This is a genomic window from Umezawaea endophytica (assembly GCF_025061645.1).
GTDB lineage: Bacteria > Actinomycetota > Actinomycetes > Mycobacteriales > Pseudonocardiaceae > Umezawaea > Umezawaea endophytica.
Genome location: NZ_JANYMP010000029.1, coordinates 95,103 through 119,311, shown reverse-complemented (window position 1 = coordinate 119,311; position 24,209 = coordinate 95,103). Strand labels below are relative to the sequence as shown.

Annotated in this window: 20 protein-coding genes and 1 pseudogene; 11 read left to right on the top strand and 10 right to left on the bottom strand. The window is 66.2% G+C overall.

Annotated features, from left to right (window positions below; genetic code table 11):
• From NZH93_RS40500 to NZH93_RS40490, 3 genes are all read right to left on the bottom strand, one after another.
• Window positions 1-537 (bottom strand): alcohol dehydrogenase catalytic domain-containing protein (locus tag NZH93_RS40500; protein WP_259628621.1); only part of this gene is annotated, 537 nt, incomplete at its 3' end.
• Window positions 538-657: 120 nt separating this feature from the next.
• Window positions 658-1,299, bottom strand: coding sequence for a TetR/AcrR family transcriptional regulator (locus tag NZH93_RS40495; RefSeq protein ID WP_259628620.1), 642 nt, complete (start codon window positions 1,297-1,299; stop codon window positions 658-660).
• A 160-nt stretch (window positions 1,300-1,459) separates the two neighbouring features.
• Entirely contained in the window at window positions 1,460-2,032 is a 573-nt protein-coding gene (locus tag NZH93_RS40490) for a TetR/AcrR family transcriptional regulator (RefSeq protein WP_259628619.1), read from the bottom strand.
• A 50-nt stretch (window positions 2,033-2,082) separates the two neighbouring features.
• Between NZH93_RS40490 and NZH93_RS40485 the strand changes: the two genes are divergently transcribed.
• The 4 genes and pseudogenes from NZH93_RS40485 to NZH93_RS40470 all read left to right on the top strand — a co-directional run bounded on the left by NZH93_RS40485 (window position 2,083) and on the right by NZH93_RS40470 (window position 6,346).
• Window positions 2,083-2,997 (top strand): NADP-dependent oxidoreductase, encoded by a 915-nt coding sequence (locus NZH93_RS40485; RefSeq protein WP_259628618.1) that lies wholly within the window; start codon window positions 2,083-2,085, stop codon window positions 2,995-2,997.
• A 2-nt stretch (window positions 2,998-2,999) separates the two neighbouring features.
• A complete protein-coding gene (locus NZH93_RS40480; protein ID WP_259628617.1) occupies window positions 3,000-3,347 on the top strand; it encodes an antibiotic biosynthesis monooxygenase in 348 nt (115 codons plus the stop codon).
• A gap of 595 nt (window positions 3,348-3,942) precedes the next feature.
• Window positions 3,943-4,656 (top strand): annotated as a pseudogene (locus NZH93_RS40475) (LLM class flavin-dependent oxidoreductase); the annotation flags it as partial.
• Window positions 4,657-4,801: 145 nt separating this feature from the next.
• The gene (locus NZH93_RS40470) at window positions 4,802-6,346 is read left to right on the top strand and encodes an acyl-CoA synthetase (RefSeq protein ID WP_259628616.1); all 1,545 of its coding nucleotides are present in this window, start codon (window positions 4,802-4,804) and stop codon (window positions 6,344-6,346) included.
• Here NZH93_RS40470 and NZH93_RS40465 read toward each other — a convergent pair.
• The 3 genes from NZH93_RS40465 to NZH93_RS40455 all read right to left on the bottom strand — a co-directional run bounded on the left by NZH93_RS40465 (window position 6,291) and on the right by NZH93_RS40455 (window position 9,894).
• Entirely contained in the window at window positions 6,291-7,160 is an 870-nt protein-coding gene (locus NZH93_RS40465; RefSeq protein WP_259628615.1) for a helix-turn-helix domain-containing protein, read from the bottom strand. The two genes, NZH93_RS40470 and NZH93_RS40465, sit on opposite strands and share 56 nt — an antisense overlap.
• A gap of 59 nt (window positions 7,161-7,219) precedes the next feature.
• Entirely contained in the window at window positions 7,220-8,467 is a 1,248-nt protein-coding gene (locus NZH93_RS40460; RefSeq protein ID WP_259628614.1) for an FAD-dependent monooxygenase, read from the bottom strand.
• A 116-nt stretch (window positions 8,468-8,583) separates the two neighbouring features.
• On the bottom strand, window positions 8,584-9,894 hold the full coding sequence (locus tag NZH93_RS40455; protein WP_259628613.1) for an NADH:flavin oxidoreductase/NADH oxidase family protein: 1,311 nt from the start codon (window positions 9,892-9,894) through the stop codon (window positions 8,584-8,586).
• Between the two features lie 76 nt (window positions 9,895-9,970).
• Here NZH93_RS40455 and NZH93_RS40450 point away from each other — a divergent pair, with 76 nt between their 5' ends.
• The gene (locus NZH93_RS40450; protein ID WP_259628612.1) at window positions 9,971-10,570 is read left to right on the top strand and encodes a TetR/AcrR family transcriptional regulator; all 600 of its coding nucleotides are present in this window, start codon (window positions 9,971-9,973) and stop codon (window positions 10,568-10,570) included.
• 29 nt (window positions 10,571-10,599) lie between these two features.
• Here the strand turns inward: NZH93_RS40450 and NZH93_RS40445 are convergent, their stop codons facing one another.
• The 3 genes from NZH93_RS40445 to NZH93_RS40435 all read right to left on the bottom strand — a co-directional run bounded on the left by NZH93_RS40445 (window position 10,600) and on the right by NZH93_RS40435 (window position 13,237).
• Entirely contained in the window at window positions 10,600-11,235 is a 636-nt protein-coding gene (locus NZH93_RS40445) for a LysE family translocator (RefSeq protein WP_259628623.1), read from the bottom strand.
• Between the two features lie 121 nt (window positions 11,236-11,356).
• Entirely contained in the window at window positions 11,357-12,274 is a 918-nt protein-coding gene (locus NZH93_RS40440) for an alpha/beta hydrolase (protein WP_259628611.1), read from the bottom strand.
• 87 nt (window positions 12,275-12,361) lie between these two features.
• A complete protein-coding gene (locus tag NZH93_RS40435) occupies window positions 12,362-13,237 on the bottom strand; it encodes a helix-turn-helix transcriptional regulator (protein ID WP_259628610.1) in 876 nt (291 codons plus the stop codon).
• A 131-nt stretch (window positions 13,238-13,368) separates the two neighbouring features.
• Here NZH93_RS40435 and NZH93_RS40430 point away from each other — a divergent pair, with 131 nt between their 5' ends.
• Both NZH93_RS40430 and NZH93_RS40425 read left to right on the top strand, forming a co-directional pair.
• Window positions 13,369-13,761 carry an ester cyclase gene (locus tag NZH93_RS40430; RefSeq protein ID WP_259628609.1) on the top strand — a complete coding sequence of 131 codons (393 nt, stop codon included), beginning with the start codon at window positions 13,369-13,371 and terminating at the stop codon, window positions 13,759-13,761.
• Window positions 13,762-13,900: 139 nt separating this feature from the next.
• A complete protein-coding gene (locus NZH93_RS40425; protein WP_259628608.1) occupies window positions 13,901-14,806 on the top strand; it encodes an oxidoreductase in 906 nt (301 codons plus the stop codon).
• A gap of 210 nt (window positions 14,807-15,016) precedes the next feature.
• Here NZH93_RS40425 and NZH93_RS40420 read toward each other — a convergent pair whose 3' ends face one another.
• Window positions 15,017-16,291, bottom strand: coding sequence for a lipase family protein (locus tag NZH93_RS40420; protein WP_259628607.1), 1,275 nt, complete (start codon window positions 16,289-16,291; stop codon window positions 15,017-15,019).
• 254 nt (window positions 16,292-16,545) lie between these two features.
• Here NZH93_RS40420 and NZH93_RS40415 point away from each other — a divergent pair, with 254 nt between their 5' ends.
• The 4 genes from NZH93_RS40415 (at window position 16,546) to NZH93_RS40400 (ending at window position 24,202) form a co-directional block, all read left to right on the top strand.
• On the top strand, window positions 16,546-19,350 hold the full coding sequence (locus NZH93_RS40415; RefSeq protein ID WP_259628606.1) for a helix-turn-helix transcriptional regulator: 2,805 nt from the start codon (window positions 16,546-16,548) through the stop codon (window positions 19,348-19,350).
• A gap of 171 nt (window positions 19,351-19,521) precedes the next feature.
• Complete coding sequence (locus NZH93_RS40410; RefSeq protein ID WP_259628605.1) at window positions 19,522-20,241, top strand: hypothetical protein; 720 nt, start codon at window positions 19,522-19,524, stop codon at window positions 20,239-20,241.
• Complete coding sequence (locus NZH93_RS40405; RefSeq protein ID WP_259628604.1) at window positions 20,238-23,036, top strand: ATP-binding protein; 2,799 nt, start codon at window positions 20,238-20,240, stop codon at window positions 23,034-23,036. The genes NZH93_RS40410 and NZH93_RS40405 overlap by 4 nt, the downstream gene beginning before the upstream one ends.
• A gap of 542 nt (window positions 23,037-23,578) precedes the next feature.
• Complete coding sequence (locus tag NZH93_RS40400) at window positions 23,579-24,202, top strand: LuxR C-terminal-related transcriptional regulator (RefSeq protein ID WP_259628603.1); 624 nt, start codon at window positions 23,579-23,581, stop codon at window positions 24,200-24,202.
• The last annotated feature ends 7 nt before the right edge of the window (window positions 24,203-24,209 follow it).

The following is a 24,209-nucleotide window of genomic DNA, read 5'->3' as shown; positions in this document are numbered from 1 at the left end:
CGCGCGCAGTCGATCGCCGCGATCGGCCGAGGAGGTGACGACGGTGACCTCGGCTTGGCGGGCATGAGCGATCTGGGTGGCGAGCACGCCGATCCCGCCGCCCGCGCCGAGGATCAGCACGCGGTCCCCGGCGGTCACCTCCGCCCGGTGCAGCGCGCTCTCGGCAACCAGTGCGTTCAGGCCCAGTGCGGCCACGTCGTCCCCGCTGAGGCCGTCCGGTGCGAGGAGCAGCCGATCCGCGTTGGCGACGACTTTTTCGGCGTAGCCGCCGAAGGTGGTCAACAACGCGAGAAAACGTTGTCCCACGAGGGTTTCAGGAGTGCCTGGGCCGGTAGTCGCGACACGGCCGACGACTTCGATGCCGGGCGTCGCGCCGGCACCGGGGAAGTTGAAGTACTCGCCTCTGCGGGACATGAGGTCGACGTAGCCGACCCCGACGGCGTCGACGTCGATGAGTACCTGTCCAGGCCCTGGAACCGGTTCCGGGGCCTGGACCACGGCTAGCTCCTCGGGTGATGTGACGACAGCAGTCAGCACGGCATCTCCTTCCGTTACGTTCCGATCCGGATCGGAACGTTATCGACTTGCGTGTCACCCGTCAATCGCGACCGGTGTCCGTCAGGGGCTCGAGTCCTGGCCCTCGGATGACGGTCTGGATCAGGGACGCGGCCGGGTGGCGTGTTTCCTGACGTCACCGTGCGCCGTGCGACACGTGCCGTCATGCCGGACCTCGGCGTCGCCGGCGATGCCGCCCAGGGAGTATTCGACGATCTGCTCGCTGACGTCCGGTCCCAGGGGTGCGTGGGCGAACAGGAATCGGTACACGACCGTTGCCGCGAGCAGGTCCTGGGCCAGTTCGAGATCGAGGTCCGGGCGCAGCTCGCCGCGGGCGATGCCACGTTCGAGGATCCGGTTGGTGCGTTCTCGCCGCGGTTGCCAGGCCGTGGTCAGGAACCGGCGCTTGAGGTCCGCGTCGTCGGCCAGGTCCATCACCAGGGCCGGGAGGATCTTTCCGAGCGTGACGTCGTCCATGGACCGGCGTAGCTCTTCGACCAGTATGACGAGGTCGCAGTGCGTGCAGCCGGTGTCGGGCTCGGCCATCGTGCTGTTGTCGGTCGCCATGGCGTCGACGATGACGTGTTTCAGCGACGGCCACCGTCGGCGGATGGCGGGCTTGGTCGTCCGGGCGCGCGTGGCGAGCGCTTCGACGGTCAGGTTGCGGTAGCCGACTTCGCCCAGCAATTCGCGGGCTGAGTCGAGTACCGCATCGGTGATCCTTTCGTCCTGAGGTCGTACCACGGGTCTCGGCTCCTTCTCCCGGCTGGATTCTTGTCAGATCTTCGGGGTGCGTGGCCGTGTTCAGGCTAGTGCCCAGATGCTTTTCGGGATCTGCACCGCCACGACGTACGGAGCGCTCGTGCGAACGCCAAGTTCGGCCAGCAGAGTGACGTGGACCTGTCTACGACGGGCTGGGAGTGCTCGAAGCCCAATCGGCAGCGAGCTGTCGTAGGAGATCATCGCTCGCGGGAGTTCGAGTGAGGAACCGCTGGAACAGCACCGGTCCGCAGAGCGTCGCGTACTCCTCGGCCGTGAGATGCGCTCCCAATGGCGCGAGCAACACGTTCAGGGCGGATCTGCGGTTGGTCGCGATCTCACGCAGTGCGGCGGCACAGCCTTTGTCGGAGTCGGCGTAGGCGATCAGGGTCGTGAGCGGTGCTGCGCTGGCCGGGTCGTTCATGCCGTCGCGTAGTCCGAACAGGAACGCGGCGACGACGTCCTCCGCGGAACCGGAACCGTCTGGCATCCCCGCTTCCGCGTGTTCCAGTGCCAGGTCGACGAACAGCGCCTCGCGGGTCGGCCAGTGTCGGTACAGCGTCTGCCTGGTCACTCGGGCCTGCTTCGACAGTTCCTGATAGGTCACCGCGGTCGGGCCGCCGTCGGCCAGCAGCATCCGTGTGAGCGCGAGGACGTGCGACTTCGTTCGCTGGACGCGTGGGTCGACCGTGCCCTCCGGCGCTTTCCGCGTCTCCATGCGTCAATCATACACAACGATCTCTATCAAACATTGTGTATGATAGTTCCATGAAGAGCATCTGCTACGCCGAGTACGGCGGCCCCGAGGTCCTGGAGCTGGCCGAGGTTCCCGAGCCGCATGCCGGACCGGGCCAGATCCGAATCGCGGTCCACGCCGCGGGCGTCAACGGCTTCGACTGGAAGGTCCGCGCGGGACACCTGAAGGAGATCGCACCAGTCACGTTTCCGTCGGGGACCGGAGTGGACGCCGCAGGTGTCGTCGACGAAGTCGGGCTCGGAGTCGAGGGCATCGAGACCGGCACCGCCGTGTTCGGCACCGGGGCGAACACCTATGCCGAGTACGCCGTCCTGTCAGCCTGGGCGCGCAAGCCTGAGATGCTCGGCTTCACCGAGGCCGCCGGTTATGGCGTCCCGGTCGCCACGGCGCATCGCATTCTCGACCAGTTGCACGTTACGGCCGGCCAGACGATTCTGGTCAGCGGCGCGTCAGGAGGCGTCGGCACGGCGCTGTCGCAGATCGCCATCTCCAGGGGTGTGCGTGTCATCGGCACCGCGAGCGCGGCCAACCAGTCCTATCTCGCGGATCTCGGTGCCATTCCCACGGTCTACGGCCATGGCCTCGTCGATCGTGCTCGGGCCCTGGCCGTCGACGGCGTCGACGCGGCGTTCGACATCGCGGGCTCGGGCATCATCCCTGATCTGGTCGAACTCACCGGCGACGCGACAAAAGTACTCTCCATCGCCGACTTCACCGCTCCTGAGCATGGTGCCCAGATCAACACCGGGACGGGCGGCGATCGCACAGCGGCGCTCGCCGAGGCGGCGCGCCTCTTCGAATCCGGCCAGTTGCGCATTCCGGTCGCGAACTCCTTCACGCTTGAACAGGCCGCCGACGCGCAGGCGGCCAGCCAGGCGGGCCACGTCGCAGGCCGCACCGTCATCGTTGTGCGGAACGGACGGTGACCATGGGTGCCATCACGACCATTGTTCACTTCTCGATGCCGGCGCAGAACGTCGAACGGTTCTTCGCGTTCTGGCAGGAGACCATTCGGCCTGTGGTCGAGCGCCAGCCCGGCCTGCTGGATGGGGTCTTTCACCGCTACGTCGATGCCGATGGGCCGTTCCAGTTCATCAACGTGGCCCGCTGGGAGAGTGCCGAGTTGCTCGCAGAGGCCCTCCGGAGCACGGCGGAGGAGATACGCGGCAATGGCGTCGAGATGCTCGACGTTTTCAGTGAACTCGGGGTGACGGTCTCGCAGAACAACTACCTGGAGGCCGTGCGCTACAGGGCGGAGGACGTCCGGGATCTTTAGTACTCCGGCCGCACTTCATGATCATGTAGCCTGCGCGCCGGATGGATGCGGCGGTTGCTCAACGCGGCCCATCACCTGTGCGATGCTGGCCCACGCCTACCTCGCTGTGACGGGTCGTGTTGTGCGCCTGCCCACAGGGATTGCGTCGTGATGCGCGCCCGCGGAGTCGCGGCCGGCCTCCCAGGCCGCGTCGATCATGTCGAAAACCTCGTCCACGGTGGTCTCCGGATCGTCGACCATCCGCCATGTGTGGGACACACGCGCGGGCGACGAATCGTGGTGATCTGATCTGCGGTCCGCCGCCGCGTCAGTCGGTGGGACGAATGGAGCTTTCGGCGGATGTCGGACTTGAATCAACCTCACCGTCCGGTTCGAATTGATGAAGGGCGAGGCCAGACGCCGAGGCCAGAGCGGGCCGAGTTTCGCCCTCCCACCCTTCCAGGCGCAGCGTTACGACGGGTCAGGTCCCTGCTGGTGCAGGGGAAATACCTTGATGTCGGCGGCAACGGCCAGCCAAGTCGGCCGAAAGGGTCCTCGTTCGGCGAGTCACCAGCGGAGATCGGATTCAGGGATCCTTGCCGAACCACGGTCGTGGTCGCCTTCCTGGGAATCCCAGTCCTACCTTCTGAAGAAGGCACTCACGCGGGAGAAGCTGCGGTATGACGGTGCGCATTACACGTTGCCGTTGCCGCTTGGTCCGGGTAAGGCGTTGCAGCTCACGGTGCATCCTGTTCGGGAGAAGATCTCGATCTACCTGGCGGCGGTGGGGCCGAAGAACCTGGAGTTGACGGGTGAGATCGCGGACGGGTGGCTGGCGATCTTCTTCTCGTCGGAGTTCTCGGCGGAGTCGCTGGCGAGCGTGAGGGCGGGCCGGGAGCGGGTCGGCAAGACGATGGACGGGTTCGACGTGGTGCCGACGGTGCCGCTGGTCGTGGGGGAGGACTGGAAGGCGTGTGCGGATCCGGTTCGGGCGTACACGGCGTTGTACGTGGGCGGCATGGGTTCGCGGAAGCAGAACTTCTACAACGACCTGATGGTGCGGATGGGTTTTCCGGCCGAGGCGGCGGAGATCCAGGAGAAGTACCTGTCGCGGGACTACGCGGGCGCGATGGCGGCGATTCCGCTGGAGTTCCTGGACGCGACGGCGTTGCTAGGCCCGAAGGAGCGCCTGGTGGACAAGATGAAGGCGCTTGCCGCGGCGGGGGTCACCACGCTGTCCGTTTCGCTGATGGGACAGGATTTCGAGCAGGGGATCGTGAGCCTTCGTGCCGTGACTGACGCCCTCGACGTCTCAGGCGTAGGTAGTTGATGTGAATACTCCGGACGTTCGTGGACCAGGTGCGGTTCGCTTGTCGACGCCGGAGAGCTACCCCCGCTCTTGATTGGCCTCGCCTGATGAAGACTCGACGGCCGATCTGCGACAGGCTTGCCGTCACTCACAGTTGGAGAGCTCGATGTACCTGACGCAAGGACTGCACCGCGCCGTTCAGCAGCAACCCGACGAGGTGATGACGATCTGCGGAGATCGACGTCGCACCTTCGCCGAGGTCGCGGATCGCGTCTCCCGGTTTGCCGGGGCGCTGCGCGAGCTAGGAGTGGGGGAGAGCGACCGAGTGGCGATCCTCGCGCAGAACTCCGACCGCTACATCGAATACCTGCTGGCCGTGCCGTGGGCGGGGGCGGTGCTCAACCCTGCCAACACCCGCTGGAGTCCGACGGAGATCGCATACTCGTTGATCGACTCCGACTCGCGGGTGCTGCTGGTTGACGACGCGTTCGCCGAGACGCTTCCGGTGTTGCGTGAACTGTCACCCTGTTTGACCACGGTCATCCACATCGGCGATGGTCCCGCTCCCGTTGACGCACTGTCCTATGAGGACCTGATCGCCGCTGCGCAACCCGTCCCCGACGTCCGCCGAGGCGGGGCGGAACTGGCCGGCCTGTTCTACACCGGCGGCACGACCGGCGTGCCCAAAGGGGTGATGCTGTCACACGACAACCTCGGCACCTCATGGCTCGGTGGCCGTGCGTCCGGCAGCCTGGTCGCGCAAGGTGGCCGTACCCTGCATGTGGCGCCGCTGTTCCACATCGCCTGTCTCACCTCGTGGGGCGCGACCCTGATGGCCGGTGGCAGCCACGTGATCTTGCCGTCGTTCGACCCGGTGACCACGATGACCGCTGTGCAGGCGCAGCAGGTCACCGACGTCCTGCTGGTCCCGACCATGATTCAACTGCTCGTCGACCATCCCCGAGTGGCCGAGTACGACCTGACCAGTCTGCGGTCCCTGCTCTACGGCGCTTCTCCGATCCACAAGGCCGTCCTCGAACGCGCGATGGCCGCTCTTCCCGGTGCGCGATTCGTCCAGGCTTACGGCATGACCGAACTGGCCCCGATCGCCACACTGCTGACCCCCGCCGACCACGAGCGCGGCCTGTTGCATTCCGCCGGGCGCGCGGCACCCCACGCCGAGGTCCGCATCGTCGATCCGGGCGGTGTCGAGGTACAGCGCGGAACCGTCGGCGAGATCGCGGTCAGGGGCGGCCACGTCATGCTCGGTTATTGGGGCAAGGCGGAAGAGACCTCCCAGGCGCTGCGAGACGGCTGGATGCACACGGGAGACGGAGGTTACCTCGACGGTGAGGGCTACCTGTACATCGTGGACCGGATAAAGGACATGATCGTCAGCGGCGGGGAGAACGTCTACTCCGTCGAGGTCGAGAACGCCCTGAGCCAGCACCCGGCAGTCGCCCAGTGCGCGGTGATCGGAGTACCCGACGCCAAGTGGGGTGAACGCGTGCACGCCGTCGTCGTGTTGCGATCCGGCGCCTCGGTGACCGCGGACGAGCTGCGGGAGCAAGCAAAGAAGTTCATCGCCGGCTACAAGGCGCCACGCAGTGTCGAGTTCGTCGACACCCTGCCGATCTCGGGCGCCGGGAAGGTGCTCAAGCGCGTGCTGCGGGCGACGCACTGGGGAAGCGTCGATCGCCAGGTGAGTTGAAGCAGCCCTCAGGCCGGGCCCGGTGACACGACGGACAAGGTTTGCGGTGATCGGCTTGATAGCGGCCCGGGGTCTGGCCGATGACGTCGGTGAACGCCTCGATCAAGCTGGAGGAATTGGACCATCCGCACGCGATTGCGGTAGCGGTGACCGAGACGCCGTTGGTGAGGTGCTGGAGGGCGTGGTGGATGCGCAGGATCGTGCGCCAGCGGTGAAAGCTCATGCCGAGTTCGGTGTGGAACAGCCGACTGAGGGTGCGTTCGCTCGCTCCGACAGCTCGTCCGAGTTCGGCCAGGGTCGCCGTCCGGCCAGGGTCCGCGTGCAGGAGGTCGGTGACGGCGCGCAGTCGGTCGTCGTGGGGCTCGGGTAGGTGCAGCGGCTGCTCGACTGTTTCGGTGAGTTCGTCGATCATCACCGAGAGCAGCCGTTCGTGGGCGCCGGAGCGGGTCTCCGGCTTGCCGGTCAGTGTCAGGATGGCCTCGCGGAGCAGGTGACTTACCGCGAACACACCGGGATGCCCCCAGAGTTCGCCGCACATCCGCACCGGGACGGCGACGACCCGGACGTCAGCCCGGCCGTAGAAGCGGTGGGAGTGATCGAAGCCGGGCGGCGTCCAGGTCACCCGGTTGGCCGGCGCGATCCAGGTCCCGCGCTCCGTCGTGGTGGCCAGGGCTCCGGCGGCCGCGTACACCAGTTGGCCATGAGTGTGACGGTGGGGGGTGAGGTGATAGCCGTCGGGCAGCCACGCTCCCCGCCGGAGTGTGATCACTTCGAGGCCGCCGAGCGGCAGGGCGGGTTGGCGGGTTTTCGGCATGGATCATCACTTTCCGGTGGCGGGGAACGCTTCGGCCTTTCGCCGGTGGCCGCTGCCGCTCAGTCGACGAACGCGATGTCCCGGTCCTTCTCGAGGTTGTCCTCGCTGTTGTTGAGTCGTTGACGTGTCGCGGTACCGACCACTGGCAACCTGTCGACGAACTCGAAGAGCCTCCTCCCCACGATCTGCCGCCGACTGGCCGGGGTGAAGAGGGAGATCTGTTTGATACCGGTGCGTTGGTACGAGGCGATGTGCGGACGAAGGTGGTTCTCCCACGCCAGCAGCGCTGGGCCGATCCTGTCGCTGTGGCGCTGGAGCATCGTGCCGAGCAGATCGGCGCCGGCAAGGGCCGCGGAGGTCCCCATTCCGGAATAGACGGTCGCGCACCAGGCGGCGTCGCCGGTCAGCATCACCCTTCCCTTCGACCACGTGCTCGCCTGAACCTGTTCGACCGTGTCGAAGAGGTAGTCGTCCGTGGCTTCGAACGCGTCGAGAGCCTCACCGAGCAGCCTGCCGTAGGGCTTGGGGACGTAGGCGGCGCGAAGCCGGTCGACCGGTCGGCCGGTGAATTGCAAGTCGACGTCATCGGTGCGGTAGGAGAAGAAAGCGGTCGGCGCGTGATCCACGAACGGCAGAACCAACAGTGAGCGGCCCGGTTCGAGCAGCATGGCACCCTCGGTCGCTGAGATGCCACCGATCGGGCCCGGCAGCATGAAAGCCGCGATCATGTACCCGAGCCGGCGCAGGTATTGCTCGTGCGGGCCGAACACCAGGCGTCTGACCGTGGATCGCACGCCGTCGGCGCCCACCACCAAGTCGAAACGCTCGGTGACGGTCGTACCGCTCTGCTCCAGCGTGGCGTCGACGCCGTCTGCGTCCTGCTCGATGCGAATCGGCGTGGTCGTATACCGGATCTCCACATCGTCCGGCAGCGCGGCGAACGCGCCCTGTTCGACATCGCCGCGCAGCATGACCCGTGGTTCGCCCGGAAAGTCGGTGAATCCCAGCCCGGACCTGCGATCACCGGAGCGGGTGACGACGTAGTTGACGCTGTTCGCCGGCGACCGGTCAGGAATGGCATCCAAGATGCCGAGCCGTCGTGCGGCTGCCTGACCGGCGCCGAAGATCCCGATGAAGTAGCCGTCCGTGCGACGACCGGGCGACTTCTCCACGATCACGGTCTCCCAGCCGATGGAGCGCAGACGCAAGGCGGTGGCGATCCCGCTGATCCCGAGGCCGACGACCAAAGCGCGGTTTCTCCGGCTCCGCCGGACCTCTTGCTGGAACGTGTGCTCTCCGATACCCATGGGCACAATCGTGCATTCGCCGATGCGCTGCGCACCACCAGCATAATGACACCGTATACTGGAAACCCGCCAATTAGTGGTTGTCGTGAGAGGCGACTTCCCTGGCGCTGCAACGATTACACGTTCCTCTTCGTAACCGAGGCTCCCCGCATCGTTGGCACGTCCGGCTTGCCGGTGAACCCGCCGGCCATCTTCGGGCCCTGTTGTCCGTTGAACCAGGCGCGGTAGCGACGGAGTGCGGTGCGGCGGCGCAGCCGTTCCCAGGCCAGTGCCAGGAGAGGCCGCGGCTTCGACGCAGTTCTCCCGCCGCTCAACCCGACCAGGCGGCACCGGGTGGCCGCCTGCGCCGCGGCCGCGGCGATTGCCTTGTCCCGCAGTCGAAGTGGAGTGATCCGCACGGCAACGTCCTCTCCTTGAAACCAGCGTCGGGGCAGGTCCGGGTCGACGGCGAGCGCGGTCGCCATGCCGACCACGGAAGCGCCGCGCACCAGTGCGTTCTCCGCGACGGGCCTGCGACGGATGCCTCCGGTGATCATGATCGGCAGCGGCGCGCCGTCGAGGATCGAGGCGGCGGCGTCGAGGAAGTAGGCCTCGCGCGCGAGGGTGCTGCCGTCTGCGGTGCTTCCGCTGGTGGCCAGGCTTTCCAGTGACCCTCCGGAGAGTTCGACGAGGTCGACCGCGGACTCCGAGAGCATCGACACGACCCGTTTGGCGTCCTCGGAGTCGAAGCCACCGCGCTGGAAGTCCGCGGTGTTCAGCTTCACCGCGACAGCGAACTCGTTGCTCACTTCGCGCCGGATGGCGGCGACGACGTCGAGCAGCAGGCGGGCGCGGTTGCGCAGCTCACCGCCCCACTCGTCGGTGCGCCTGTTCGTCAGCGGCGACAGGAACTGGCTGATGAGGTACCCGTGCGCGGCATGGATCTGCACGCCGTCGAAACCCGCGGACTCCGCCATGCGCGCGGAGGTCGCAAATCGCTGGACGGTCTCCGCGATGTCGTCGGAGGTCATCGGCTCGGGCTGCCGGTAGAGGCGGGAGTAGCGACCGAGGTTCACCGGCACGTCTGATGCCGACCGGACGAGGCCGGGCATGTCGGAGGCGATCACGCGACCGGGGTGGTTGATCTGGAGCCAGACCTGGCCGCCACCGGACTGGGCGGCGCGTGCCCACTGCCGGAACGGTTTCAGCGGCGTTGTCGCCTCCAGGACGACGTCTGAGGGGTCGGCCAGGGACCTGTGGTCCACCATGACGTGCCCGGTGATCAGCAAACCCGCGCCGCCGGTGGCCCACCGCCGGTACAGCTCGACCAGACCCGGTCCGGGCAGTTGGCCGTGGACGGCGAGGAACTCCTCCATCGCCGCCTTCGCGATCCGGTTGGGCAGCAGCGTGCCGTTCGCCAGTTTCAGTGGTATGTCGAGCTCTGCCACGTGGAAACCTCTCAATGTTGACGTCGTCCATATTGTGGACACTGTCAACATATGGGGGGATGTGTACGCTGTCAATATGAGTCGCGTCGGCTACCACCACGGCGATCTGCGTGCGAGCCTGCTGGCCTCGGCGTTGGAGCTGGTGGAAACAGCAGGGCCTGAACAACTATCTTTGCGTGCCGTGGCGCGCGAGGCCGGTGTGTCGCCGAACGCGCCCTACAACCACTACGCGGACAAGGCCGCACTGCTTGCGGCACTTGCCCTTCACGGCTTGGAACAGGTGAGGGAGAGCATGGTCGCCGCGGCGGCCGCGGCTGACCCTGGCGACGAGATCTTCGCCATCACGGCGGCGGCGGTCCGGCACGCCCTCGCTCGTCCAGGGCTGTACCGGCTGACCGTCGCTCACATGTGCGGTGACGATCCCCGGATCCGGGCCGCGGAAGATGCGGTGAGGGCGGTAGTGGCCGGCGGTGTGGCCGCCACGACCGGTGGTTCCGGCGCGGACGCGCTCTGCGCCGGCGTCTGGGCGCTGGCGCAGGGGCTTACCCTGTTGCTGGTGGACGGGGCGTTGAAGCCGGCGCCGCACCAGACAGTCGACGACTTCGTCCGGGCGACCGTCCAGGCGACTCTCACCGCAGGGGCAGCGGCCCCTGTTGCGGTGGAGGGAAGGCGCTGACCTCGCTCAGCACTGTCCTGTGAGGACGCTCATCGATCGATGGCGAGCTTGCCCGCCAGACCGATCATGGCGACACCGCCGCCCGCCTTGAAGTACTGGAGGCGGCTGGGCCTGCGTCGGAACCAGGTGCGGAGTGATCCTGCGGCGAACACCCAGATGGTCTCGATGAGGGTTTGGGCGATGGCGCCGACTATGCCGATGACGAGCATCTGGAAGGCCGGGTGGCCGAGTGCGTGGTCGACGAACTGGGGAAGGATCGCCATCAACGAGACGATGCTCTTGGGGTTGGCGACGCCGACGGTGAATCCCTGGCGTGCCGCGGCGATCCCGGTGAACGACGATCCGGTCGCCGGTCCGGGCTGCGGTTCGAGGTCGGTGCGGCGTGCTCCGCGCAACGACTGCACGCCCAGCCACAGGAGGTAGGCCGCTCCCGCGATCTTCACGACGAGGAAGAGTTGCGTCGATGCCGCGATGACAGCACCGAGGCCGACCAGCACCAGCGCGAGCAGTACCAGGCCGCCGACGGCGTTGCCGAGCACGATCCACATGGCTGGTCGTCGGCCGCGCATCACGGCGCGACTGGTCGCCAACAGGACAGACGGACCCGGTATTGCCGACAACAGTGCCGAGAGGATCAGAAATCCGACGAGCAGGCTCGGGTTCACAGGCACACCAACGAGGCTAGCCGTTGGTGCTCCGAACCGCACAGTTCAGCGGGACGCTCATGACAGGTGCTTGTCAGCCGCCGCAGCATTTCCTCGGTGGTCGAGGTGGTCCGCTCCGCTGTCACGCCAGGTTATCCGTGTAGAAGGTGACGAGCCGATCGATGGCGGCGTCGACATACTCCGGCTCGTCGTACATCTCATAATGTCCGGCTCCCTCGATCACCATGAGGTCGATCGGATTGGGTGACAGCTTCCAGAGCCGCATGCCTGCTTCGTAGGATCCCGTGTTGCCGATGCGTCCGGCGAGAATGACTTGCAGGGGCTGGGTCATGAGCTGGTCGACCAGGTGGTACGCGTCGTAGCCCAGGATCAGCGAGTCGCTACGTGCGAGGCGGCGGTTGGTCGAGTGCTCGTTTCCGCCGCGCTCGGTGCGGTAGAAGGTGATCGCCTGGGTCGTGTCGATATCGGTGATTCCGCCTGCCGCGGCATCCTCCAACGTATCCGGAAGCCAGTTCACGCGGTTCAGTTCACCGGAAAGCACTTCCTCGGTGCGCGCGTCAGCGAGGGAACCGAGTGCCTCGGCAGGACTGCCTGGCTGGAAGCTGCGAAACGCCGTGCCGATGTCGACCGGGACGACCGTGGCGATGGCCTTGATTCGATGCTCTGTACGAGCGGTGTGCACCGCGTAACCGCCGCCCGCGCAGATTCCCAGGACCCCGATGCGCTGCGGGTCGATGCCCGGAATCGTGGCAAGTGTGTCAATCGCGTAGGAGATGTCCTCGCCGCGCCGGTAGGGATCCTCGAGGTCTCGTGGCTCACCGCCGCTTTGGCCCTGATGGGCAGGGTCGAATGCGAGCGCCGCGATGCCGTGAACTGCGAGACGGGAAGCGTAGTTCGCGCCGATCTGCTCCTTGACGCTGCTGCCCGGTGTCGAGAGCACGACCACAGGCAACGGCGCGGTTCCGGCGATGTCGTCAGGCAAGTGGAGGACGGCGGAGAGCTCGATCGACCCTCGCGAGATCGTGACGTCTTGACGCATGTGATGGAGACCTCCCCTTATGCCGGATATTCTACCGGGAGCCGGCGGCGTCCGAGATGGACTCAGGGCACGGCGTCAGGCTTCCTGTCATTCCGCTACCTTTATCGCGGACTGCTGGGCCGTGTGCGGTGATGCGAGAAGCTGTAGCTGGATCGCGTCCGCGCTGCCCGGCTCTGCGGTGAAGATGAGCATGAACGGGCCGGGGCAGCCTGGCAAAGGGTAGGCGTCCCAGTACATGGCGATCTTGCCGATCTCCGGAATGCGGAAGGTGTTGGTGCCACTGACCGTCTCCCGGACGTCATGTCGTGCCCACAGGCGTCGAAACTCGGCGCTGCGGATGCTCAGTTCTCCCACGACTGCTGTGGCGCGTGGATGGGTGGGATCGTAGGCAATGGCTCTGCGCATCATGCCCATGTAGTTCAGGGCTTGATTCTCCCAGTTCGGGCAGGTCCGCTGATCCGTGAACGTGCTGTCGAACATCAGCAGGAGCATGTTCAGGCGGTCGGTGGGGTATCTGTCCGGGGAACCGAGCATCATTTCGGCCAGCGGGTTCCAGTCGAGCAGATCGAGGTACCTACCGAGCACGATGGCTGGTGTGGTCATCACCCGAAGCAGTCGTCGCGTACTGTCCGGAACCACTTCGCGGTCGTGATTCGCTGTGCTGTGCACCGGTCGCCGGGCGGCGCGAGCCAGCTTGAACAGGTGCCTGCGGTCCTTGTCGTCGAGCCCGAGCGCGTTGGCCACGGCATCGAGGACGTCATCAGATGGCCGTATTTCACGGCCCTGTTCCATTCGCTGGTAATAGTCTGTGCTCAGGCCTGCCAGTAGTGCCAACTCCTCGCGTCGCAGTCCGCTGACCTTGCGCTTTCCACCGGATTCCAGTCCGACGTCCTGTGGGCGCAGTTGTCCACGTCGGGCGCGCAGGAAGTCCCCAAGCTCCTGGGCGTGCGGATGAGAAGCCATGTCGGCAGTCTCTCGTGACCTCGCTGCTCGAAGGTAGGTCTGGCAGACCCAGGGAGAGCGGCACGGGGTAGTTGCCTGCACGACGTGCGGGTGCCTGCTGGTGATCAGCGGTCGGCGTAGGCTCGAGCAGCATGGGTGAGAACTTCATCGAAGCGCAGTACCGGGCGTATCTCGACTGCCTGAACGAACGACGGTTCGACGATCTCGGGCGATTCGTGCACGATCCTGTCGTCCACAACGATCGGCGGCTGGGTCTGGCGGAGTTCCAGGACCTGCTGCGCCGTGACGCCGCCGAGATACCGGATCTGCGCTACGAGATCGGCCTTCTGGTGATCGCGGGGGACGAGGTGGCATGCCGGATCGACTTCGAGTGCACCCCGAAGTCCTTTCGGGGACTGCCTCCGGCGGAGGGGAAGATCTCGTTCGCGGAGCATGTCTTCTACCGCTATCAGGAGGGCAGGATCGCTCGCATTTGGTCTCTGGTCGACCTGGACGCGATCCGCAGTCAGCTAGGCGAAAGCTGATGAGCCGCTCCGCACTATGCCGCGGTCCCACCACTCGACGGTAGGTCTGGCAGGCCCAGGAAAACGCGAACGACCGGGCCGTGGCAGATCTCTCCTAGCGTCTTCGTTGCAGCACAACGACATCGCGAGGAGAACAGACATGACCGGATGGACCGCGGACCGCATCCCCGACCAGCGTGGCCGAGTCGCCGTCGTGACCGGAGCGAACTCGGGACTCGGCTTGGCCACGGCCACGGAACTCGCCCGCCGCGGTGCCCACGTCGTGTTGGCCGTGCGCAACACCGCCGCTGGTGCGGAGGCCGCCCGCCGGATCGCGGGCAACGTCGAGGTGCGTGAACTCGACCTGGCCTCGCTCGAGTCCGTGCGCGAGTTCGCGACGAAGCTGGAGGTCGACCACCCGGTGGTCGACCTACTGATCAACAACGCCGGCGTTGAACTGCTCGGTCCTCGTCGTACGACCGCCGATGGTTTCGAGTTGCACCTTGGCACCAACGCGTTGGGGCACTTCGCGTTGACCGGCCTGCTCCTCGACAACCTGAGTGCGGCTCGTGGAGCCAGGGTGGTCAACCTCAGTTCGATCACCCACAAGAACGCGCACCTGGACTTCGACGACCTCCAGTTCGTGCGCGATTACCGGGGTACCACCGCCTACGGCCGATCCAAGCTCGCCAGCACTGTCTTCGGGGTGGAGTTGGACCGCCGGTTGCGTGCTGCCGGGTCGTCGATCGTGAGTGCACTGGCTCATCCAGGTCTCACCCGCACCAATCTGACGCCGAGGGCTTGGGAGCACCGCGGCCGGGTCGGCAAGGTGCTCGCGACGGCCGGTCTGCTGGTCACGCAACGGGTGGAGCAAGGCGTGCTGCCGCAGTTGCGTGCCGCGACCGACCCCGAGGTGCGGGGCGGCGACTTCTTCGGCCCTGCGGGGTGGGGGGAGACGCGAGGACGGGTCACCGAGGCCAAGCTCAGCAGCGACGCCGCCGACCCGGAAGTCGGCAAGAAGCTCTGGGCAGCAGCCGAAGAACTGACCGGCGTTCGCTCCATCTGAGCCAGGAACGACAGGAAAGTCAATCCAGGGCAGGGAGTCCGGATGACACCGACTTCCGCGCCGGCAGGCGAACACGGTCCCATCCTGGCCATGCTGGAATGGGACCGTGCTCAAAGTGCTGCCGGTCTCAACGAACGGTGTACGCGGGCCTTGGCTGATCACCGCAAGTGGAGGACCTTGACGGCACCTGGTCGGAGTGGGGTCGCGCAACTATTGTGGGAGCCCGCTCGACCTGTGGTTTTGCTCGGAGAACTGCCGGTCGAGGAAAGCGACCGCCCCGGCCACTCCATGGGCCTGTTCATCTCCGTGGTCCTGCGCTTCGTCTTGCACCAGGGTGACATCCGCACCGGACGCGCGGTATCGCGCAGCCAACTTCCTGGCGCCTTCGACCGGGATGAGTTCGTCGGCCGTGCCGTGGTACAGGTAGACCGGCGCGGTCGGCGTGCCGCCGAAGCTGATCGGGCTGACGCTGTGGGCGAAGTCGTGGAACGAGCCTGAGGTCAAGGAGTTCGACCACGCCTCGAACTGCGTCAACGGTGCGAAGAAGGGTCCGCGGGTGATGGCCTCGCCCGCGCAGCCGTGCTGAACAGCATCGGCCTGAGCCTGGGCGGCGGAGTTGAGGTATTGGTTGACGTTCGCGTGCGGGTAGACGTGGCGCAGAGCGGCGAAGCCGAAGGGGAGCCAGCCGGAGAACGCCTGTCCGCCGACAGCCTGCACGCTCGCGTTGATGTCGGCGATGACACCACCTTCGGCGATGCCGCTGATCGCCAGCTCCGGGGCGTAGTCGGCCTGGAGTTGAGCCGCCGCCGCGGTGGCGAAGCCGCCACCGGAGTAGCCCCATAGGCCTACGGGGGCTTTGCGCGACACGCGTGCCGGCGTGAAGGAACGGGCCGCGCGGATGCCGTCGAGTACGCCGTGGGCGGCCGCGGCCGCCCCGAGGAATTCGGATCGGGGCCCTTCGTAGTCCGGTACCACGACCGCCCAGCCGCGGTGGATCGCTGCCTTGACCTGATCCCGGTCGAACTGCACCGAGCTCGGGCCGGAGAGCACGGAGCCCGCGCGGAGCAGGTAGGACGGTGCGCAGAAGGTGGCCAAGCCGTCTTCGGGCGTCTGGTACGACAGCAGTGGTCGGGAACCTTCGCCTGCCCACTTGGCCGTGGGTACCAGCAACGTGGCGACTGTGGCCGTCGGGCGTCCGGCGTTGTCACGAGTTTTGTAGAGCAGTTGCCAGACCTGGGCTGGTGCCGGGGTCGCCAGTGCTGAAGTCGGCAGGCGCCGCGACCGCAACACGGTGCCATCAGGCGTCGAATCCAGATGAGGTGGCACGGCGTAGAACGGATCGCTGTCCGGGCGGACGACGGCTGGCGAAGGTGCGGCCGCGGATGTACCGGGGACAGTGACGGCGGCGGTGAGGATCGGGCTCGTCACCGCCATGACGACGGCCAGGATGGCCGTTCGGGTTGAGATCCATCGATCAACGGACAAAGATGCTCCAATCTCGGGGAGGCCGGTCGAATTTCAGTCTTGGATTTGGTCATGGCGCTTTGCGCTGACCGGCCGTTCGGCAAGGATCACGGCATCCAGGCGTTTGTCCCTCGCACAGGTTTCCCTAGGACTGCCAGACCTACCTGCGGTGGTGAGCGCATCCGCATACTGGTCGGCATGGCAGGCAAACATCCTCGCGCACCTGAGCAGCGGACCCACTGCTCAAGAGCCTCGTCCCAGGATCACCTCTCCAGGTGAATGGCGGTGGTCGAATCACCTTGATTTCAGGGCCGGCCGGGTCGGGTAAGACCACTCTGCTGGAAATCGCGGCCAAGGCAGCGGGCGAAGCCGGGTTCCGGGTGTTGCGCACCTCCGGTAGGAGTTCGACACCTCGAAGTGAGTTCGGGGCCGTACGTCGGATCTTTCGGGCCTCATCAACCGATGCGCAAGGGCGTCGCGCCATGATGGAGGCCATTTGGTCCACACGGCACCGGACCGATGCTGTTGGCACATCCGCGGAGTCGCCGGAAGCGGATGTCCCGTTCAAGGTGCTGCACGCCCTCCACCGGTCGATGGAGACCTTGGCCATGGTCAGCCCGGTCGCCATCGTCATCGATGATCTGCACCTGGTCGACATGTCGTCCACCAGGTGGCTGTTGCACCTCGCACGACGTGTGGCAGGGATGCCGGTGGTCGTGCTCGCGGCGGTGGCCGACGACGTGGACCACGAGACGACCACTCTGCTCTCGGAACTCCAGTCCGTACCGAATTGCCAAGTCGTCCAGGTGCAGCCGTTGGGTCGCGAGGCGGTGACCAGGGTGGTCGCGCGCTACCTGCACGCCGAGCCGGAGGCGGAGTTCACCACCACATGCCACGAGGTATCCGGAGGAAATCCTCTGGTCCTGCGCGAGACGCTCCGAGCGCTGGCAAGCCGGTCGGTGCTGCCCTCGGCCAAGAACGTGGACGTTGCGCTTGAAATGGGCGTTCAGGCGCGCTGCGAATGGGTTCTCGATGTTCTGCGCGCGCAATCCGGTGAGGTCATCCAGTTGGCGCAGGTGCTCGCGGTGCTCGGTAGTGGCACCGAGTTGTCCGTCGCCGCGGATGTGGGCTCTGTCGGAACTACCGTGGCCAGCCGGTCCGTGATGGCGCTCGACCAGTTGGGCGTACTGGTACCCGGCACACTGGAGTTCGCCCACTCGGAGCTGGCTGAAGCGGTTGTCCGGGACATGGCCGCGTCGCAGCGCGTCCGGGTGCATCAGCGGGCCGCCAGATCTCTCGGTGACAGAGGAGCGCCGGTCGAGGTGGTTGCCTCCCATCTGCTCGCAGCAGGACCGCCGGAGCAGCCGGAGATGGTCGCAGTCCTGCGTGAAGCCTCCTCGAACGCCGTCGAACGCGGCGCGCCCGATCTGGCCGTGGCTTATCTGCGGCACGCCCTCACCGGACGGTGGGACAACGACCTCCACATCGCGCTGCTCACCGCACTGATCCTTGTCGAGCGGTCATTCGATCCGTGGTCGGCGTGGGAGCACCTGGTGCGGCTGTTGAGGCTGATGGCCACGCCGTTGCAGAGAGCGAGAACAGCAGTCGGTCTGTTTCCGCTGGTCGCTGGAACTGGTACTGCTGAGCTCGTGGAGTTGCTGGAAGACTCTTTGAGGCAACTGGATGAGGTGACTGCCGGAGGCGAACCGGAGAACGATGAGCTTCGCACTCGACTTCTCGGGCACGTGATCTGCGTTGCGATGGGTGACCTCGATGGGATGACGCGGCTGAAACCGCGCATCGACGCACTGGATGAACCGTCCCGGTCGGACACTCCGGGACAGTGCGCGCTAGTGGCGGTGCACGCGTTCCTGGCAGCGCTGGGAGGTGAATGGGAAGCGGCTTCCGCCGTAGAACTGGCCACACGTGCCATGCGGGATGATCTGCTGCTGCGCGACGAACTGCTGCACCCGATGTTCCTGAGCGCGCTCGCCGTGCTCCAACTCGCTGAGCAGTTCGACCTTGTCACAGCTTCCTACGACCTCGGCATCTGCAAGGCCAGAGCGCACAACCAGCCGATGACACTCATGGTGCTGCGCGGAGCGCGATTCCAGCGCGGCAACGTGCCAGGGGCTCTTGTGGACGCACAGGCGGTGCTGAAGGCGAGCTCCGACGGCCACCGGGTTGGTGATCCGCTCTTGTCGGTGGCAACAGCCGTCGGGTGCCTTGGAGAACTCGGCCGGTGGCATGAGGCGTCCCGGCTGCTGGATGCCCTCTCCTCAGCTTCCTCCGCGAATTCGTATCTCTGGGGTCCGATTCTCGCAGCACGGGCGCAGGTCTACGAAGGGCTGGGCGACCACCGGGCAGCCCTTGAACAACTGTTGAGCTGTGGTCGCTTGTTGTCGTCGTGGAACATCCACAACGAGGCGTACCTCCCGTGGCGGGGACGGGCGGCGCTGCTGCACCACCGGCTAGGTGAACGGGCTGAGGCACAGCGCTTGGCCGAGGAAGCACTGAAGTCGGCCCAGCGCTGGGGTTCGGACGGCGCGGTCGGGTCGGCACTTCGTGTTCTGGGAGTGGTCGAAGGCGGCGCGAAGGGCCTCGTTCTCCTACGCCGCGCGGTTTCTCATGGTGAGCGATCCCCGGTTCGCCTGGAACTGGCAAAGGCCCTTGTCGAGCTCGGCTGTGCACAGCACGCCGCAGATGATGACGAGGTGGCACGCAAGACGCTGCGTCGTGGTCTTGACCTGGCCACGCAATGCGGAGCCGTGGTACTCGCCGCGCGCGCCCGGCTGGAGTTGATTGCCGCGGGAGGCAGGCCTCGGCGCACCCGCCTGTCCGGGGCGAAGGCCCTCACCCCTGCCGAGACGCAGGTCGTGAGCCTGGCCGCGCGCGGCATCAGCAACGACGAGATCGCACACTCCCTCTTCGTGACCCAGCGAACCGTCGAGTTCCACCTCACCAACAGCTATCGCAAGCTCGGGTTGAGCGAGCGCTCCCAATTGATCGACGTGGTGGAACCCGCTGAACGTCGTGGGGTAGTCGAGGCTCGGCCGCACGATAGGCGCGACGGGCCGTAGCACGGAGCGGGTGGGTGGGGGAGCTTCGTTGTCGATCGCTTTCTGGAGTTTTCATTGCGAATAGCCGAGCGCCTTGGCTTGTTGGTCGATCGCGACAGTGAGCAGGACGTTTTCCGAGGAGTTCTGGCAACACTGGGTGGAGGTAGGCTGCTGACGGACGACCGGTGGCCCGTGCTGGCCGACTGGGTGCCTTCGGACCACCTGCTCGTGACGATGGACGCCGACGCGCGGGAGCGGACACAGGGTGGCGTGGCTGAGCTTTGTCATCGCAGGGCGATTCCGGATACCGTCGTCGCGAACATCCTGCTCGGCACTCGACCGATCGGTGAAACCCGGGCTGCGAGAGTTCTGCACGATGCTGCCCGTACGTGCACCGAAGAGGGCAACACCGCCATCGCGACCCGCCTGTTGGGACGTGCGCTCCAGGAACCGGCTACCGGCTCGCTCGCGTCGCGGATCCTGTTCGACCTCGGCGAGGTGGAGTTGGCGACGGTGCCGTTCGCCAGCGACCGCCACTTCGCCAGAGTGATCGCGGCTCCGGCGGACCGCGAGACCGATGTGCTGCGTGTGCGCGCTGCGGACTTGGCGTTGTCCCGCGGGGACCAGGCGCTCGTCAGCCGACTCACCGGTGAGGTGCGGCGCCGCGAGGACATGTCCCCCGGCGCTCGCGGCACGTTGCTCGCACTGCACTGGCTCAGCCAGGACTGGATGGGCGAAGTGCCGGACGGCTCGAGCTGCGCGGACTCGGCGATTCTGCTGTACGCGCGCGGTTTGGTGCGGTTGTCGAGCGGTGACGCGGAGAGCCCCGCGGGAGCCACAGACCTCCGAAATGCACACGGCATGTGGTCGCGAACGTGGTACGGCACCACTGTCGGAGGTGCGCGACGGTGACGCTGTACGACCGAGGTCCTGAGGTCGACACCGTTGTCGACGCGATGCGGGTCGCGGAACACGGCCGCGGCCAGCTCGTGGTGGTGTCGGGCCCGGCGGGGATTGGGAAGTCGAAATTCCTCCAGCACCTACCAGTACTGGCTGACGAGCGCGGAGTGCTTGTGCTGCAAGCCGGTTGTGCGCCTCTGGAGCAGGACTTCGCCTTTGGCGTCGTACGGCAGTTGTTGGAGGCATCGTTCATCGCGGCAGACGGGGACGTTCGCGAACGGTGGCTGGGAAATGCCGCATCCCAAACATCACTGCTCTTCACCGCCGACCTCATGCGTTCGTCAGGAGGCCGTGACGAGGAACTGATGCCGGACGAGGATCGTCGAGTCCGCAGCGCGGAACATCCCGTGCTGCACGGCCTGGTGCGGATGATCAGCGCCATGAGCGCGGACCAACCGCTACTGCTGCTGGTGGACGACGTGCAGTGGGCCGACATGCCCTCGTTGCGGATGTTGGGATACCTCGCCAGGCGAATGGCGGATCCACGGGTCACGGTGGTGATGGCGATCCGGGAGGGTGATCCCCGTGCCGATCGCCTGGCGGTACGGGAATTGGTCGCTGTCGCCACGCACCGGCTGTGGCTCGGGCCCCTGGCAGCCGACAGCGTCCAGCGAATGGTGCGCGACGAGTTCGGGGAAGCGGGTGACGAAGAGTTCGTGGTTGCCTGCCACGAAGTTGGTATGGGCAACCCGATGTTCTTGACATCGATGATCGCGTTCCTGCGCCGGAGCGGGTACCGACCGCTGGCCACCTCGGCAGGGATGGTGACATCGCTGTCGCCGCCGCACTTGCGCGACCGAGTGGCGGGATACCTCCGAGTGCAGCCGCACCCCATCACGGCCTTCGCCAAGGCAATGGTCGTGCTGGACCGCCAGGGCGACAGCGCACTGGTGGGGCGACTGGCGGATCTCGATCCTGTGGGTCGCGCCGAAGCTGTCCGCCAACTGGGCAGGCTCGGGCTGATCGTTCGGGGTGAACCGCCGCGCTTCGTCCATGCTGTCATCCGTGGAGCTGTCGAACAGATGATGACGGCGGGGGAGGTCGACCGCCTCCACCGGCGAGCCGCCGGGCTGCTGTACGACAGTGGCCACTCGTCCGAAGACGTCGTCGTGCATCTGCTCGCCACCGCTGGAGAGTGTGAACCGTGGGCGATCGAGGTTCTGCGGGAGTCGGCGGCGACCGCTTTCCACCGCGGAACTCCGGAGATGGGGGCCCGGTACCTGCATCGAGCGCTGATGGACTCGTCGCCCGGCACCGCTGACCGAGCGACTCTGCTCGTCGAACTGGCGGCTGTGGAGGTGGAGTTCGATCCTGCCGCGGCCCTGCGGCACCTGTCGCAGGGAGTGCCGTCCTTGCCGTCCACCCGTGACCGCGCCGTCGCTCTCGCACAGGTTCCACCTGCTCTGCTGGCAACAGCCTCGCAGATGGTGGTCGAGATCTACGCCCGAGTGGCAGACGAGATGGCCCAGGAGGCGGCCGAGTCGGTGCGGGTATCCGCTTTCGATCGGGAAATAGCGCTCTGCCTGGAAGCTCGGCTGCGCTTCACCCGATTTCGCCAAGCCGGACAACTCGCGGACGCCGTCGAGCGGCTGCGTGGACTGGGACCCGATGTCCCGTTGAACACCAAAGGCGACCGCGAGCTCGCTGAAGTTCTGCTCTACGCGGCGACCATGACCGGTTCCTACCCCGCGGCGGACGCGCTCCGGCTCGGGCGCAAGTTGCTGGACCTCGAGCCCGCATCGTCCCGGACCGCGCATGCGGTGGTGCCGCTGGTGATCGGTGCGCTGATCGCGGCAGGCTCGCCTGAATCGGCCCAGGATTGGCTCAAGCTCGCGCTGGACGAGGCTGTTCGGGTCGGCTCGGCTGCCGCCCAGACCGCCATCGGTGCCGAGTACGCGCTGGTGCTGCTGAGAACAGGGGACCTGGCCGAGGCCAAGACCATGGCGTCGATGGCTGTGGAGTCGGTCGGCTCGGACCGGGCCAAGCCGGCATCGAGGTCGGTGCTCGTGCTTGCGCTCGTCGCGATCGAGGTGGACGACGTCGTGCTCGCCGAGTGGGTTCTAGCCCGGTGCGGGGGCGTCGAGCCGAGCGTTTCCGAGTCCTGGCTGGTCGGGCTGATCCGGGCCTGGCTTGCCGCCCGCTCGGGAGACCAGGTCGCAGCGCTCGACCACCTGATGGACTGTGGGCGAAGCTTGGACCTGTTGGGCTGGAGGAACCCCGCGGCGATCCCGTGGCGAGGCTGGGCGGCGGGCTTGAACTACTCCCTCGGCAAGCAGGGCGAAGCTCTTGAACTGGCCGACGAGGAGTACGGGCGTGCGCTCGAATGGGGAGCTCCTGACACCGTCGGCAGGGCCCTGCGGATCCGGGGAATGATCACCGAGGGCGATGCGGGTGTCGAGCTGCTCATCCGTGCCTCCGCGATCCTGGCGGCCTCGGGTGACGCGTTGGAACTCGCCAGGGTCACGTCCGCGCTGGACCATCGCCGCGGCACCGCATCCCGCAAGGGCCATCCGGTGCAGGCGGGTGTCGATGTGTGGTTCGGCCTGGGCAAGCCGGTCTCGGCCGCGTTGACCAAGACCGAGCGGCGCGTCTCCGCGCGGGCGGCTGAAGGCTTCACCAACCATGAGATCGCCGAGGAGTTCGGGGTCACCTCGCGTGCGGTCGAGAAGCACCTGACGAGCTCCTACCGCAAGCTCGGAGTAGCGGGTCGGGCCGGCCTCCCGGCGGCACTGGCTGACCTCGAATAGGCCGCTTCACCGCCTGGTCTGCTCAAGGTCGCTCTACTTGTGGATCTCCTGCTTGCCCGGCTGACGCGTCCATTGGGGCAGTTTGATGTGCCCCAGCGCGCATACATCTCTCATGATCTGTGAAATCCATCGCAATCATCTCGGCCGTGCAACGCTCGCGTGTTGCCGTAAGAAGTTGATGGCGCAAATTTTCTGCTTATCGGCCATTGTCTGGTGTAGGTGTCCAATTGAGATGAGCCTGGGCTTCGAAGGCTTGGCAAAGGCGAGTTCGAGTCCACTGTGGATCTGGTTCTGTCGCAGTTCAGGGCCGTTTTGTGCGCGAGTTTTGGGTTAAAGGTTCGGGGGTTGGTGACACCGAACCGATGTGGTGCGTCAACCACAGAATTAGCTACGTCCGGGCGATGAAGTTTGCCTCTGCATTACTGCCATTCGTACGATCGTCGAAGAATCCCTTGAGTGGTGGGCAGGGTGCTGCCTCCTGTTCGTCGTAAGGAGTATTTGTGTTCACGTGTGACGATCATCCGGTTGAGCACTCCGGTGGATTGGCTGATGACAGCCTCTACCGCTCGATGTTCGAGCAGTCAGGGCTGGGCATGGCGCGCCTGGATCCAACGAGGAGAGTTCTGGAAGCGAACATCGACCTGCTCACCTTCTTCGGCAGGTCGATCCAGGACGTGTACAGCCGTGACTTCGCCGAGTTGGTCCACCCCGGTGCTCGATCCGGCTTGGAGCGGCAGATGGAGAAGCTGGTCGAGGGCAAGCGCAGCCGGTTCGCCGAGTTGGTCGCGGCCATCCAGCCGGACGGCAGCACCGTCCTCACGACCATGACCGGGATCGCGGTGCGCGGGGACGGCTCGTCCATCACGGCGCTACTGGTGATCTTGAAGCAGACCGCGGGTGAACGGGACCGCGCGGCGAACGGTCAAGGAAAAGTGCTCAGTGATGTGCACGCCAGGATCTTGGAGGGAATGGCCGCGGGGGAGTCCACGATGCAGTTGGCGTCGAGGCTCTTCCTGAGCCGACAGGGTGTCGAGTACCACCTTGCGGCGATGCAGAGGAAGCTCAAAGCCCCGAACCGGACCGCGCTGGTGTCCAAGGCGTACTCGATGGGCATGTTGAGCGTCGCTACCTGGCCTCCGAGGGTCGAGCCTGAGTTCTTGAAGTAGTTGACGA